The 13,292-nt window shown below is 69.2% G+C and carries 11 protein-coding genes; 5 read left to right on the top strand and 6 right to left on the bottom strand.

The annotated features are described in order from the left end of the window. Positions 1 to 17: 17 nt before the first annotated feature. Genes ntrC through dusB form a run of 3 tightly spaced genes read right to left on the bottom strand, consistent with a single transcriptional unit; the run spans position 18 to position 3,558 of the window. Positions 18 to 1,439 (bottom strand): nitrogen regulation protein NR(I), encoded by a 1,422-nt coding sequence (gene ntrC, locus ACODSY_RS08650; RefSeq protein ID WP_488951311.1) that lies wholly within the window; start codon positions 1,437 to 1,439, stop codon positions 18 to 20. Next, positions 1,439 to 2,554, bottom strand: coding sequence for a two-component system sensor histidine kinase NtrB (locus ACODSY_RS08645; RefSeq protein ID WP_488951310.1), 1,116 nt, complete (start codon positions 2,552 to 2,554; stop codon positions 1,439 to 1,441). Before ACODSY_RS08645 ends, ntrC begins: the two co-directional genes overlap by 1 nt. Beyond that, a complete protein-coding gene (gene dusB / locus ACODSY_RS08640) occupies positions 2,551 to 3,558 on the bottom strand; it encodes a tRNA dihydrouridine synthase DusB (protein ID WP_488951309.1) in 1,008 nt (335 codons plus the stop codon). The genes ACODSY_RS08645 and dusB overlap by 4 nt, the downstream gene beginning before the upstream one ends. A 101-nt stretch (positions 3,559 to 3,659) precedes the next feature. On the opposite strand from dusB, the gene ACODSY_RS08635 reads away from it, so the two are divergent. After that, a complete protein-coding gene (locus ACODSY_RS08635) occupies positions 3,660 to 4,805 on the top strand; it encodes a bifunctional 2-C-methyl-D-erythritol 4-phosphate cytidylyltransferase/2-C-methyl-D-erythritol 2,4-cyclodiphosphate synthase (RefSeq protein ID WP_488951308.1) in 1,146 nt (381 codons plus the stop codon). Between the two features lie 7 nt (positions 4,806 to 4,812). Here the strand turns inward: ACODSY_RS08635 and ACODSY_RS08630 are convergent, their stop codons facing one another. Further along, positions 4,813 to 7,098, bottom strand: coding sequence for a spermidine synthase (locus ACODSY_RS08630; RefSeq protein ID WP_488951307.1), 2,286 nt, complete (start codon positions 7,096 to 7,098; stop codon positions 4,813 to 4,815). A 75-nt stretch (positions 7,099 to 7,173) separates the two neighbouring features. Between ACODSY_RS08630 and ACODSY_RS08625 the strand changes: the two genes are divergently transcribed. Together ACODSY_RS08625 and ACODSY_RS08620 are read left to right on the top strand one after the other, a co-directional pair. Then, entirely contained in the window at positions 7,174 to 7,665 is a 492-nt protein-coding gene (locus ACODSY_RS08625; RefSeq protein ID WP_488951458.1) for a CinA family protein, read from the top strand. Positions 7,666 to 7,676: 11 nt separating this feature from the next. After that, positions 7,677 to 8,978 carry an APC family permease gene (locus tag ACODSY_RS08620; RefSeq protein WP_488951306.1) on the top strand — a complete coding sequence of 434 codons (1,302 nt, stop codon included), beginning with the start codon at positions 7,677 to 7,679 and terminating at the stop codon, positions 8,976 to 8,978. Here the strand turns inward: ACODSY_RS08620 and ACODSY_RS08615 are convergent. Together ACODSY_RS08615 and lipA are read right to left on the bottom strand one after the other, a co-directional pair. After that, the gene (locus tag ACODSY_RS08615) at positions 8,963 to 9,412 is read right to left on the bottom strand and encodes a type II toxin-antitoxin system RatA family toxin (protein ID WP_488951305.1); all 450 of its coding nucleotides are present in this window, start codon (positions 9,410 to 9,412) and stop codon (positions 8,963 to 8,965) included. The two genes, ACODSY_RS08620 and ACODSY_RS08615, sit on opposite strands and share 16 nt — an antisense overlap. A gap of 7 nt (positions 9,413 to 9,419) precedes the next feature. After that, complete coding sequence (lipA, locus tag ACODSY_RS08610) at positions 9,420 to 10,382, bottom strand: lipoyl synthase (RefSeq protein ID WP_488951304.1); 963 nt, start codon at positions 10,380 to 10,382, stop codon at positions 9,420 to 9,422. Positions 10,383 to 10,715: 333 nt separating this feature from the next. On the opposite strand from lipA, the gene ACODSY_RS08605 reads away from it, so the two are divergent. Both ACODSY_RS08605 and ACODSY_RS08600 read left to right on the top strand, forming a co-directional pair. Further along, entirely contained in the window at positions 10,716 to 11,633 is a 918-nt protein-coding gene (locus tag ACODSY_RS08605; RefSeq protein ID WP_488951303.1) for a tetratricopeptide repeat protein, read from the top strand. A 92-nt stretch (positions 11,634 to 11,725) separates the two neighbouring features. Beyond that, entirely contained in the window at positions 11,726 to 13,279 is a 1,554-nt protein-coding gene (locus tag ACODSY_RS08600) for an AMP-binding protein (protein ID WP_488951302.1), read from the top strand. Positions 13,280 to 13,292: the final 13 nt, after the last annotated feature.

The raw sequence follows: 13,292 nt of genomic DNA, 5'->3' as shown, positions 1-13,292 counted from the left end.
GTGGAATAAGGCGTCGGCTACCGCCGGCCCCTGGCCATCTCCACGCCGAGATCGTGGATCTTCTTGCGCAGCGTGTTGCGGTTGAGCCCCAGGATCTCGGCGGCCCGCACCTGATTCCCCCGCGTAGCGGCCAGCGTGAGCTGGATCAGCGGCCGCTCCACCTCCTCTAGGACCCGGTCGTAAAGGCCGGCGGGCGGGATGCCGTCGGGCTGGTCGGCGAAGTAGCCTGCCAGCTTCTGCTCGACGAGTTGCGACAGGGTGGCCGGGCCCTCCTGGCCCTGGACCGTCGGCTGCTGGTCGGCCAGCTCCTTTTCGATGATCCGCGCCGAGATCAGATCCTCGCCGTACAGCGCGCAGACGCGCCGCACGAGGTTCTCCAGCTCGCGGACATTGCCCGGCCAAGCGTGGCGCTTCAGGCGTTCCAGGGCGTTGGCGTCGATGGTCTTGGCCGGCAGCCCCTCGCGGTTCGCCCGCAGCAGGAAGGCGCGCGCCAGGTCCGGGATGTCTTCCGAACGGTCGCGCAGCGGCGGGATCCGCAGCGGAGCCACGTTCAGGCGGAAGAACAGGTCCTCGCGGAACAGCCCCTGCTGGATCAGGGCGCGGAGATCGCGGTTCGTGGCGGCGATGATGCGCACGTTCGGCCGGCGACCGGTCTTGGGGTTCACCGCCGGCTCCGAACCATCGATCACCCGCAGCAGGCGGGTCTGGGCGTCCAGCGGCATGTCGCCGATCTCGTCGAGGAACAGCGTGCCCCCGTCGGCGTCGAACAGCTTGCCGAAGTCGCCCTCTTCCTTGCCGAAGAGTTCGCTCTCCACCCGCTCGCGCGGCGTGGCCGCCAGGTTGATGACCACGAACTTGCCGTCGCGCCGGCGACCCATGTCATGCAGCGCCCGGGCGACCAGTTCCTTGCCGGTCCCGCTCTCGCCGGTGATCAGCACCGTGAGATCGGCGCCGACCAGCCGCGCGATGGTCCGGTAGACGTCCTGCATCGGGGCCGAGCGGCCGATCAACGGCAGGCGGTCGTCGCGCACCGCCCGGGCCTGGGCCTTTGACGCCTCGGCGTCGGCCGACCGTGACAGGGCCCGGCGCGCGGCGGAGGTCATGTCGTCCAGGTCGAAGGGCTTGGGCACATATTCGAACGCGCCGACCTCGGCCGCGTTGACGGCGGTGATCAGGTTGTTCTGCGCGCTCATCACGATCACCGGCAACTTCGGCCGCTGCTTCTTGATCCGCGGCAGGACGTCGAAGACGTTCTCGTCCGGCATGACCACATCGGTGACCACGAGGTCGCCCTCGCCGTCGGTCACCCACTTCAGCAACGTCGTCGCGTTGCCGGTGGCCCGCACCTGGTAGCCCAGGCGCGTGAAGGCTTGTGAGAGAACCAGCCGGATCGAGCTGTCGTCGTCGGCGATGAGGATCTTCTTCGAGGCGGCGTTCATCAGTGTGCGTCCTCGTAGGAGGCGATCGGCAGCAGCACCCGGAATACGGTGCGGCCCGGTTCGGATTCGAAATCGATGAGTCCGCCATGGGCGGCGACCAGCTTCGCGACCAGCGCCAGGCCGAGGCCTGCGCCGTTGGTCTTCGAGGTCACGAAGGGCTGGAACAGGCTTTCGCGGATGTGCTCGGGTATGCCCGGCCCGTTGTCGATCACCCGCACTTCGAGCGGGGCGCCGCGCAGGGCCTGGCCCTTGGCGGAACGGACCTTCACGCCGTGGCGATAGGCGGTGTGGATCGACACCTCGCCGCGGCCGTCGCCCCGGGCGTGCGCCGCCTCGGCCGCGTTCTTCACCAGGTTCAGGAACACCTGGATGAGCTGGTCCTCGTCACCCAGCACGGGCGGCAGCGAGGGGTCGTAGCTTTCCTTCAGGCCCAGCCCGTCGGCCACCCCGTTGGCGGCCAGCGCGCGGACGCGGTCCAGGATCTGGTGGATGTTGATCGGCGTCAGGCTGGGCAGGGCGTCGTCCGAAAACGCCTCCATGCGATCGACCAGCCGGCGAACCCGGTCGGTCTCATCGACGATCAGCTGGGCCAGCGGGGCGTCCTCGGCCTTTGCGCCGCTTTTCAGGAGCTGCGCCGCGCCGCGGATGCCCGCCAGCGGGTTCTTGATCTCGTGCGCCAGCATGCGCCCCAGGCCGACCAGAGAGCGAAGGCCCGCGGCCTCGTGCGCCGCGCGTTCGTTGCCGAGGCCGTTCTTGACGGTCAGCGTCAGCAGGACCGAGCCGTCCCCCAGCGGCGCGGCGGCGCCGTCGGCCTCGAACGGCGGAAGGCCGAACAGGCTGATCTGCACGCCGCGCTCCCGGACCCGGGCGTCCTCTTCCAGCGCGCGGTTCAGCAGGGAGACCAGCGCCGACCCCGGCGGCAGGGCGGCGCTGAAGCGTCCGCGCGCCAGCAGCCCCAGCCCCTGGCCAAACAGGGCCTCGGCGGCCTCGTTCACGGCCACCAGCGCCCCCTCGGCGTCGACGACCAGCGACGGGTCGGGACTGAGTTCGAAGGCCGCGGCCTTCAGGGCGTCCATGTCGACGCCCTTTTCGTGAAGCCTGATCTTTCCGGTCATGCAGCCAGCCTGTGGTCTGGAGGGCCCCAGAGGGCGGTCAGCCCCCGTTCGACCGATCGGGCGTCCTCCAGACGGCACAGGGCCGCGCGCGCTTCTCTCCGGGCCCGCGCGTCGGCGGGCCAGGGGGCGTTTTCGATGTAGGCGGCCAGGTGCTTGCGGAAGATCCGCAGACCCAGGCGTTCGCCGTAGAAATCCAGGCTCTCGCGCAGGTGCGCGATGGCGATCGCGAGGCGTTCTTCCGCGCCCGGCTCGTCGAACGTGCGGCCGTCCAACTCCGCTTCGAGCTGGGCGGCGATCCACGGCTTGCCGTAGACGCCCCGCCCCACCATCACCGCATCGGCGCCGCTGGCGTCCAGCGCGGCGCGGGCGCTGGCGCCGTCCACGATATCGCCGTTGGCGATCACCGGGATGGATACGGCGTCCTTCACCGGACGGATGGCCGCCCAGTCGGCCTGGCCCTTGTAGAATTGGCAGCGGGTGCGGCCGTGGACGGTCACCGCCCTCACCCCGATCTTCTCGGCGGCGAGGGCCAGGTCCGGCGCGTTCCGGCTGCCGTCGTCCCATCCCAGGCGCATCTTGACAGTGACCGGCACGTCCACCGCCCCGACCGCAGCGGCCATCAGCTCGGCCGCCAGGGCAGGTTCACGCATCAGCGCCGAGCCACCGTGGCCTCCGGTCACCTCCTTGGCGGGGCATCCGAAATTCAGGTCGATGATCTCGGCTCCGGCCTGCGCCGCCAGACGGGCGCCCTCGGCGATGTGCTTCGGGTCGCGGCCGACGAGCTGCACCACCATCAGAGGCAGGCCTTCGCCCACGGCGGCGCGGCGCACCACATCGGGACGACCCCGGGAGAATTCGGCGCAGGCGACCATCTCCGTCGCCACGTAGGACGCGCCGAGGCGGCTGGCCGCGCGCCGGAACGGCAGGTCCGAAATCCCGGTCATCGGCGCGATCCAAACCCGCCCCGCGACCTTCACGCCCCCGATGTCGAGCTCATTGCTCAATTTGTAGTCACCCCGTTCGCTACATTTCTAGGCAGATGTAACCGGTGTCGTAAAGCGCGAATGCTGGAATGCGACGCCACAGTTCCGTATGAACCGCCGCCATGAGTTTCTCCGCAGTGATCGTAGCGGCCGGCGAAGGGCTGCGGGCCGGGCCCGGCGAACCGAAGGCGTGGCGCGCCTTGGGCGGGCGGCCCATCGTGCGCTGGTCCGTGGAGGGTTTACTGGCCGCCGGGGCGCGCGAAGTCGTGGTCGTGGTCGCCCGCGACAGGCTGACGCAGGCCGACGAGGCGCTGGTCGGCCTCGAGGGCTGGAGAGCGGTCACCGGCGGCAAGACCCGCGCCGAGTCGGTGCAGGCCGGCCTCGCGGCCATCACGGCCAAGGCCGGCCAACCGGTGCTGATCCACGACGCCGCCCGGCCCTTCGTCGCCAAGAGCCACGTCGACCGCCTGCTGGCGGCGCTCGATCTCGCGGACGGCGCCATCCCCACCCTGCCCGTCCCAGATACGTTGAAGCGCGGCGAAGGCCTGGTGGACGAGACGGTCTCCCGCGACGGCCTCTGGCGGGCCCAGACCCCGCAGGCGTTCCGCTTCGGCAAGCTGAAGGCCGCCTACCGCCGCTGGCCCGCCGGCGAGGAGCCCACGGACGACGCCTCGGTGATGGAGCGCGCCGGCGGACACGTCGCCATGGCGCCCGGCGACCCGATGCTGATGAAGCTCACCTGGCCGGAGGACTTCTTGCTGGCCGAGCAGCTCGCGTCGAGCCGCCGGATCGTCCGGATGGGCCAGGGCATCGATGCGCACCGCTTCGGGCCGGGCGACGTGGTCTGGCTGGGCGGCATCCGCATCCAGCACGATCTGGGCCTGGTGGGCCACTCCGACGCCGACTGCGCCCTGCATGCCCTGACGGATGCGGTGTTGGGCGCGATCGCCGACGGCGACATCGGCGAACACTTCCCACCGTCGGACCCGCAGTGGAAGGGCGCGTCGTCCGACCGCTTCTTGCTGCACGCCGTGAGCCGGGTCGCCGCCAAGGGTGGCCGCATTCTGAACGCCGACCTGACCCTGATCTGCGAGCGGCCGAAGATCCGGCCGCACCGCGACGCCATGCGCGCCCGCATCGCCGAACTGCTGGGACTGCCGATCGACCGCGTGAGCGTGAAGGCCACCACGACCGAGGGCATGGGCTTCACGGGCCGCGAAGAGGGCCTGATGGCCCAGGCGGTCGTCGCGGTAGAGACCCCGTTCTAGCCAAGTCTCACGGCAGCCAGGTCCACCGGGCCTTGAGATTGGCGTACAGGGAGCCCGCGAGGTTCGTGTAGTCGTCGGTCCAGGGCCGGGCCTTGAACGGGTCGCCCCAGCGCCACTTGCCGCTCGCCATGAAGGCGTCGAGCGCAGCCTTGTTCCGGGCCACGATCACCGCGTCTTCGGAAGACTCCCAGGTGCCTTCCGGGTCCTTCTCCGGGGCCTGGTAGTTCTGCGCCAGCGCCCAGCCGCCCGCCGCGCGGGCCACGGCCTGGGCGGGGTGCATCAGGTCCAGGTTCCGGTTCGAGAGATGCAGGACGAGGACCCCGTCCGGCTTCAGCTTGGTCAGGTAGCCGCGCACCGCTTCCACCGTCAGCAGGTGCGCCGGCACCGCGTCCGACGAGAAGGCGTCGATCAACAGGATGTCGAAGCTGTCCGCCGGCTGGTGCGCCAGGGTCAGCCGCGCGTCGCCGATCACATAGTCCACCGGGCGCTTCGCGCATTCGGTCGTGTAGGTGAAGTTTTGGGGATCGCTCGAGACCTTCACGACCAGCGGGTCGATCTCGAAGAACGTCAGGTGGTCGCCCGGGCGCACATAGGCCGCCACCGAGCCGGTCCCCAGCCCGACCGCGCCGATCCGCAGCGCCGGCGCCAGGGCCTGCTTGGCCGTGAACACCTGCCCGATCGGCGTGTTCGGCGTGTAGTAGACCATCGGCCGGCAGCGGTAGCGTGGGTCCTGCGCCTGGGCGCCATGCAGCGTGGTGCCGTGGGCCAGCATCTTCACGTGGCCGATGCTGGGCACATAGGTCTCGGACCGCTTCAGCACGCCGAAGAAGCTGCGCCAGCTCGCCCGGGTGTCGGTCCGGTCGGCCGTGGTCTCGGCGGCGTAGGACAGGATCGACAGCACCGCGAAGAACAGCAATGCGTGCCGGCGCACCATGAAGGCGGCGATCACCGCCAGGACCAGCAGCGTCTTCATGCCCATGTCGAACAGTTCCGACTGGTCGAAGGCGCCGACGACGGATTCCGTGGTGAGATGACGGGACGCGAAGGTGACGGAGATCGGCGTCGCCACCGCCGCCGCCACGCCGACCACGAGCATCACCCAGCTCCAGGCTGGAATCCGGTTCAGGTTCCCCCAGGGCCGCGCCAGGCATGAGAGCGCCAGGACGATGGGATACTCCCAGACGTCGTTGAAGATCACCGGAGCCACGAAGGCGTTGAACCCGCCCCCCACCACGCCGCCGAGCGACAGGCAGAGATAGAACTCGGTCAGGTGGGCCGGGTCCGGCCGGCGCGCAACCAGCCGCTGGTGGCACATCAGCGCCGTCAGGAAGAACGCGGCGAGGTGGACGAAGAGCTGCAGGGCGAAGATCGTCGACTTGAACGGCAGCAGTGCGACGCAGGCCGCCACGGCCGCCGCCTGCAGGGTCAGGGTGAGCCCGGGCGAGATCGCCGGCTTCTCCTGGAAGGCGATGATGAACGTGACCAGGTAGAGCGCCAGCGGCACGACCCAGAGGAACGGCGCCGAGGCCACGTCGGTCGTGATGTGGGTCGTGACCCCGAGCATCAGGCTGGAGGGAATCGCGGCCAGCGCCACCCAGGCGGCGCGCTCACGCCAGCTCGGCGCAGGCGCGGTTGTCTCGACGCGCTCGGCGGCGACGGCGCTCGATCGAGACACGGCGACCGCCAGCGTCCCGATCACCAGTACGAACAGGGCATAGCCTGCGCTCCAGCCGTAGCGTTGGCCCGCCAGCGACGACAGCGGCTCGACGACGATGGGATAGGCCAACAGGGCGATCAGGCTGCCGAAATTGCTGGCGGCATAGAGGACGTAGGGTTCCTTGCCTTCGGCGGCGCCGACGGTTCTGGCGTGCCAGGCCTGCACCAGCGGCGCGGTGGCGGACAGGATCGCGAACGGCGCGCCGATCGAGAGGCCCAGCACGGCCAGCAGCCAAAGGTTCGGATGCTCCGACGACGGCGGCCCCGCCAGCCCGTTCACGCGCAGCGGCAGGGCGACGGCGGCGACGACCAGCGCCGCGACGTGGGTGATGGCCTGGCCGCGCACGGATGGAATCCGCTGGAGCAGATGGGCGTAGAAGTAGCCGGCCAGGAGCGCCAGCTGGAAGAACGCCATGGAGGTGTTCCACACCGACGGGCTGCCACCCAGCAGCGGCAGGACCAGCTTGGCGACCATCGGCTGCACCAGGAACACCAGGGCCGCGCTCGTGAAGACGGTGAGCGCGAACAGCGCCGGCGGCGCGCCGCGGGACGGCGCCTGGACATCCAGCGTGGTCATGAAGTCTCGAATCGCCTTGATCGACAGGGACGTGCGGTGCTCAGTTCGCGCGGCAGTAGAGGGACCTTCAAGCCGATGTTCAACCTGGAGATCGTCACCCTGGCGCGCCTCTTGATCGACGAGGCGCGGGAACGGTCCCTGCGCATCGTCACCGCCGAGAGCTGCACCGGCGGGCTCGTGGCCGGCGCCATCTGCTCCATTGCCGGTTCCTCCGATGTCTTCGAGCGCGGGTTCGTCACCTATTCCAACCGCGCCAAGCAGGAGCTGCTGGGCGTGCCCGGCGACCTGATCGCCGACCTGGGGGCGGTCTCCGAGCCGGTGGCGCGCATGATGGCCGAAGGGGCGCTGGAGAACTCCAACGCCCACCTCGCCGTGGCGATCACCGGCGTCGCCGGCCCTGGCGGCGGCACCCCGATGAAGCCCGTCGGCACGGTCCACATCGCCACCGCCCGCTCTAACCAGCGGATCATCCACGAGGACTATCTGTTCGAAGAAGACACCCGCGAGGGCGTGCAGCTCGCCGCGGTCCAGGCCGCGCTCCAGATGATGCGCGACCGGCTGGCCTGACCCCTGACCGAATGACCGTCGCCCCCTCCCAGCTCATGCGGGTCCTGCGGCGACGGGACCTCGTCGGCATCTTGCTAAACGCCATGATCGGCGCCGGGATGCTGGCGGCGCCCGCCAAGGTCTACGCCTTGGCCGGGGACTGGAGCTTCCTGGTGCTGGCGGCCGCGGCGATCATCCTGATCCCGCTGGTGCTCTGCTTCGCCGACCTGGGGAGCCGCTTCTCGGGAACGGGCGGAGCCTATCTCTATGCCCGCGCCGCGCTGCCGCCGTCCCTCGCCTTCGCCGTCGGATGGTTGCTGTGGCTGAGCCAGGGGCTCTCGGTCGCCACGCTCGCAAACCTGCTGGTCACCTACCTGGGCGGCTTCTTTCCGGCGCTGGAGGCGGGCTGGGGACGGATCTCGGTCCTGGTGGTCCTGGGGATCGTGCTGACCTCCATCGTGCTCGCGGGGATCCGGCAGTCCGCCGGCGCCAGCAACCTGCTGATCGTCATCAAGGTGACCTTCGTCGTGGCCTTCCTCGCCGCCGGCGTCGCCTTCGTGCAGCCCGAGCGGCTGGCGATCGCGCATCCTCCGCCCGACCTCGCCACCTTCGCCCAGGCGATCCTGGTCTACCTGTTCGCCTATTCCGGGTTCGAGCGCGGCGCCGTGGTGGCCGGGGAGGCGCGCGATCCGCAGCACGATGTGCCGCTGGCGCTGCTGGGCAGCGCCGTCATCGTGACCTTCGCCTATGCCGCGGTGATGCTGGTGTGCGTGGGCGTGCTGGCGGAACCGGCCGCTACCGACCGACCCCTCGCCGAGGCCGGCCGGCAGCTCTACGGGCAGACGGGCGCCGTGCTGGTTTCGGCGGGCGCGATCGCGGTGATCGTCGGCACGATCCTGGTGATCACCATCTCGATGCCGCGGATGCTGATGTCGCTGGCCGAGCACGGGCAGCTTCCCGCGTCGCTGGGCCGGGTGCACGCCACCTGGCGAACGCCTTACGTGGCGATCCTGGTTTCCAGCAGCCTCGCCTTCGGCTTCGCCATCGCGAGCGACCTGATCAGCGCCCTCACCTTCGCGACCGCCACGCGACTGCTGGGCTACATCCTGTGCTGCATCGCGCTCTGGCGGTTGTCCCGGCGCCCGGACGCGCCGCCGGCCATGTTCAACCTGCCGGCCCGTGGCGTGGTCGCCCTGGCCACCGCGGCCCTGTTCGCCGGCGTGCTGTTGATCGGCGCGACCAAGGAGCTCCCGTCATTGGCGGGCGTGCTGCTGATCGGCTTCGCGCTCATGGCCCTGACCCGAAGGCTGGCCCCGCCTCAGCCCGCCCCGTAGAGCACCTTCGCCCGTTCCTCGAAGCAGCCCATCAGCTTCTCGACGGCATGGTGGAAGTTCGCGGCCAGCAGGCCTTCCAGCAATCGGGATTTGAACTGGAAGTCGATGTCGAACTCGATCCGCGTTCCGGCCTCGTCCGGTAGGAAGCGCCAGGTGTTCGCGAGCTTTCGGAAGGGCCCGGACAGCAGGCTCACGTCGATCTGCTGCTGGTTGGCGTCGCGCCGCACGCGGGTCGCGAACCGTTCCTTAAGGAACGAAAAGCCGACCCCGGCCTCGGCGTCCAGGCTGTCGGCGCCCTCGCCCAGGTCGCGGGCGTTCCAGGTGCGCATGGAGGTGATCCACGGCACGAACTCGGGATAGCGCGCCACGTCGCCCACCAGCGTGAACAGCTGGTCCGGCGTGTAGGGCAGCACCCGTGAGACGTGGTGGTGCAAGGCGCGACTAGGCCGCCGCTTCCTTGGCCCGCCGCGCCGCCTGCAGCCGGGCGAAGTCCTCGTCGGCGTGGTGCGACGAGCGAGTCAGCGGGCTGGACGAGACCACCAGGAAGCCCTTGGCCCTGGCGATCTCCTCATAGGCCTTGAACTCATCCGGATGGACAAAGCGGTCGATGGGCGCGTGCTTGCGGGTGGGCTGCAGGTACTGGCCGATGGTGATGAAGTCGACGCCGGCCGAGCGCATGTCGTCCATCACCTGCATGACCTCCTCCTTCGCCTCGCCCAGCCCGACCATGATGCCGGACTTGGTGAACTGCGCCGGATCGCGCTCCTTCACCCGTTCCAGCAGGCGCAGCGAATTGTAGTAGCGGGCGCCGGGACGGATCGAGAGGTAGAGCCGCGGCACGGTCTCCAGGTTGTGGTTGAACACGTCGGGCCGGCTGTCGATGACCTCGTGCACCGCCGACAGCGGCTTCCTCAGGAAGTCCGGCGTCAGGATTTCCACCGTCGTGCCCGGCGAGGCGGCGCGGATCGCCAGCACCACGGCCGCGAAGTGCGCCGCGCCGCCGTCCGCCAGGTCGTCGCGATCCACCGAGGTGATGACCACGTGCTTCAGGCCCATCTTCGCCACGGCGTCGGCGACGCGCGCGGGCTCGGTGGGGTCCAGCGCGTTGGGCTTGCCGGTGGCGACGTTGCAGAACGAGCAGGCCCGCGTGCAGATCTCGCCCATGATCATCATGGTCGCGTGGCTCTTCGACCAGCACTCGCCGATGTTCGGACAGGCGGCCTCCTCGCACACCGTGACCAGGCCATGGCCCTTCACGATGTCCTTGGTGGCGTTGTAGCCGGCCGAGCCGGGCGCGCGCACGCGCAGCCACTCGGGTTTGCGCAGGATCGGCGTGTCCGGGTTCGCCTGCTTTTCGGGATGCCGCGGACGGCGCTGGTTCAGGGTGTCGATGACCACGGCCATGACCCCTAAATCGTCGTTCTGGCCCTGAGGATCAAGCCGGCAACGCATGCTGCTTGGTTGACAGCCTTGTCCCGGCAACCGGAGAGTGAGCCCACGGGCAAGGGGTGGCGCGTGATTGCAGTCAAAAGGGCCTTGGCCGTCGCGTTCTTCTTGGTGGCGGCGGCAATTTTCGTTGGGGGTCAACTCGCCGCGTCTGCCGCGGAGCCGCCGCGGTCCACAAAGGCCGATGTTGACGAAACGGAAGCCGCTTGTTCCAGAGGATCCCGAGCGGCTTGCGGGCGGCTTTCGTTCCTCGCGGCCGACGCATCACGCCAGCCAGAAGACGTCTCACGGATGGCTACAGTGCTTGAAGGAGCCTGTCGCCGAAGTGTTGCGGAGGCGTGCACCGGGTTCGGGTACCTCATGCAGAGCGGGCACGGCGTTGCGCAGGACAAGGCGCGCGCTGCTTCAATCTATCAGAGCGCTTGCGCAGCTTCCGAGGCCACCGCGTGCACAAACCTCGGCGTAATGCTGAGCAGGGGCGATGGTGTCGATCTCGATATGCGCCGCGCGTTCGGCCTTCACGAACGCGCCTGCACACTCCGCTCGGGCCTCGGCTGCCTCAACCTCGGCAACATGCATCGGGACGGAAGAGCTGGGGCTATCGATGTGGCCCGCGCCGTGGAGCTCTATGGCAAAGGGTGCGACCTTGGCGAGATGGATGCCTGCGTGAACTTGGGGACCGCCCATCTTGAGGGTTGGAGCATCGAGGTCGATCTCGACCGCGCCGCCAACCTATATGACCTCGCGTGCCGCCAAGGCTCGGCCCTGGGTTGCTTTGGGCTGGCTAAGATGCTCGACCGAGGGAGCGGCGCGCCGCCGGACAAGGCCCGCGCCGCGGAATTATATCTCAAGAGTTGCGTCGGTGGCCGCCTGGAAGCCTGCTACGACCTTGGCTTCATGCGTCAGCTCGGCGCCGGCGTGCCGCAGGACCTTGCCGAGGCTATGAGGCTCTATGATCGCGCGTGCAGCGGAGGCCTTCCGGTCGCCTGCCGAAGCCTGGGCATGGTTTTCCAAAACGGAGAAGGCGTGACGGTCGACCCAGCGATGGCGGCAAGGCTCTATGAGCGCGGGTGCGCGGGCGGCGACGGCGCCGCATGCTTGCTTCTAGGTGAATTTTACAGCGCAGGTTGGGCAGTGGCCAAAGATGAGACGCGGGCTGTCAGCCTGCGCCAGCGCGCGTGTTGGCTCGGCTACAGCGAAGCGTGCTGACCGACGCGCCGACCTCACGCCTCGTTACCGATCTTTTCACCGCGGCGTCCGGGCGATAGGTTCCCTCAACGATAATACGGGAGGCGCCGCTCTTGCGTGCGTTCGACAGCGCCCAGGCGCAGTCTTCAATTTTCGATGCGCTGATCGCGGCGTCGCGGAAACACGGGCCGAAGAAGCCGATCCTCGAGGATCAGGAGCGGAACCCACTCACCTATACCGACCTGATCCGCGGCGCGTTCGCCCTCGGCCGGAAGATCAGCGCCTTCACCAAGAAGGGCGAGCGAGTCGGGGTGATGTTGCCGTCGAGCGTGGGCGGCGTGGTCACGTTCTTCGCCCTGCACGCCTTCGGCCGCGTCCCCACGATGCTGAACTTCACGGCGGGAATCCGGAACCTGAAGGCCGCCTGCGACCTGGCGGGCGTGCGGACCGTGCTGACGTCCCACCGCTTCGTCGAACAGGGCAAGCTGCACGACCTCATCGACGCGCTGGAGAGCAAGGCGAACGTCGTCTACCTCGAGGAGGTCCGGAAGACCGTCGGGCTGTCCGACAAGCTGTTCGCCGCCGCGGCCGGCGCCCTGCCCGGGCAATTCCGCACGCCGGTCGCTCCGTCGGAGCCGGGGGTCATCCTCTTCACCTCGGGCAGCTTCGGCGCGCCGCGCGGGGTCGTTCTGAGCCATGCCAACCTGGTGGCCAACTGCCGCCAGATCAACCAGCACATTCCGCTCGACACCAACTGGGTCTTCTTCAACCCGCTGCCGATCTTCCACGTGTTCGGCCTGACGGGCGGCACGCTGCTGCCGCTGCTCACCGGCCTGAAGACGGTGCAATACCCCTCTCCGCTGCATATCAAGCAGATCCCGCCGCTGGTGAAGGACACCAAGGCCAACGTGCTGTTCGCCACCGACACCTTCATCAACCAGTACGCGCGCTCGGCCGCGCCCGGCGAACTCAGCGGCCTCACCTTCGTGGTGTGCGGGGCGGAGAAGGTGCGCGAGGAGACCCACAACCTGATCACCGAGAAATTCGGTCCGATCCCGCTGCTCGAGGGGTATGGCGCGACCGAATGCTCGCCCGTGATCGCGGTGAACAAGCCCGGCGACAACCGCCGCGGCACCGTGGGCGGCCTCCTGCCGGGGATCGAGACGCGGCTGGAGCCCGTGCCGGGCATTCCGGGGGGCGGCAAGCTGCTGGTCCGTGGGCCGAACGTGATGTCCGGCTACCTGCGCGCCGACGGCGGCATCGACCCGCCCGAGGGCGGCTGGCACGATACCGGCGACGTGGTCTCGCTCTCGGACGACGACTGGATCAAGATCCTGGGTCGCGTGAAGCGCTTCGCCAAGGTGGGTGGCGAGATGGTCTCGCTGACCGCCGCCGAGGACCTCGCCGCCGCCGTCTGGCCGGACTGCCGCCACGCCGTGGTCGCCCTGCCCGATCCCAAGAAGGGCGAACGGCTGATCCTGGTCACCGACCGGCGCGACGCCGATCCGGGCCCGCTCATCGCCCATGCCCAGCAGATCGGTGCGCCCGAACTCGCCGTGCCACGCAAGATCATCCGCGTGCCCGAGATCCCGGTCCTGGGAACTGGCAAGACCGACTACGTCGCGCTCCAGCGCATCGTCGACGCGGAGATGCAGCGCGCGGCCTAGAGAAGAGGAACAA

It is taken from the genome of Phenylobacterium sp. FG114, assembly GCF_057809855.1.
This window is presented reverse-complemented; position numbering and strand designations above follow the sequence as displayed.

Bases quoted from the DNA above. Each gene is read 5' to 3' on its own strand.
- ntrC (WP_488951311.1), bottom strand. From the start codon at position 1,439: ATGAACGCCGCCTCGAAGAAGATCCTCATCGCCGACGACGACAGCTCG.
- ACODSY_RS08645 (WP_488951310.1), bottom strand. From the start codon at position 2,554: ATGACCGGAAAGATCAGGCTTCACGAAAAGGGCGTCGACATGGACGCC.
- ACODSY_RS08635 (WP_488951308.1), top strand. From the start codon at position 3,660: ATGAGTTTCTCCGCAGTGATCGTAGCGGCCGGCGAAGGGCTGCGGGCC.
- ACODSY_RS08630 (WP_488951307.1), bottom strand. From the start codon at position 7,098: ATGACCACGCTGGATGTCCAGGCGCCGTCCCGCGGCGCGCCGCCGGCG.
- ACODSY_RS08625 (WP_488951458.1), top strand. From the start codon at position 7,174: ATGTTCAACCTGGAGATCGTCACCCTGGCGCGCCTCTTGATCGACGAG.
- ACODSY_RS08620 (WP_488951306.1), top strand. From the start codon at position 7,677: ATGACCGTCGCCCCCTCCCAGCTCATGCGGGTCCTGCGGCGACGGGAC.
- lipA (WP_488951304.1), bottom strand. From the start codon at position 10,382: ATGGCCGTGGTCATCGACACCCTGAACCAGCGCCGTCCGCGGCATCCC.
- ACODSY_RS08605 (WP_488951303.1), top strand. From the start codon at position 10,716: ATGGCTACAGTGCTTGAAGGAGCCTGTCGCCGAAGTGTTGCGGAGGCG.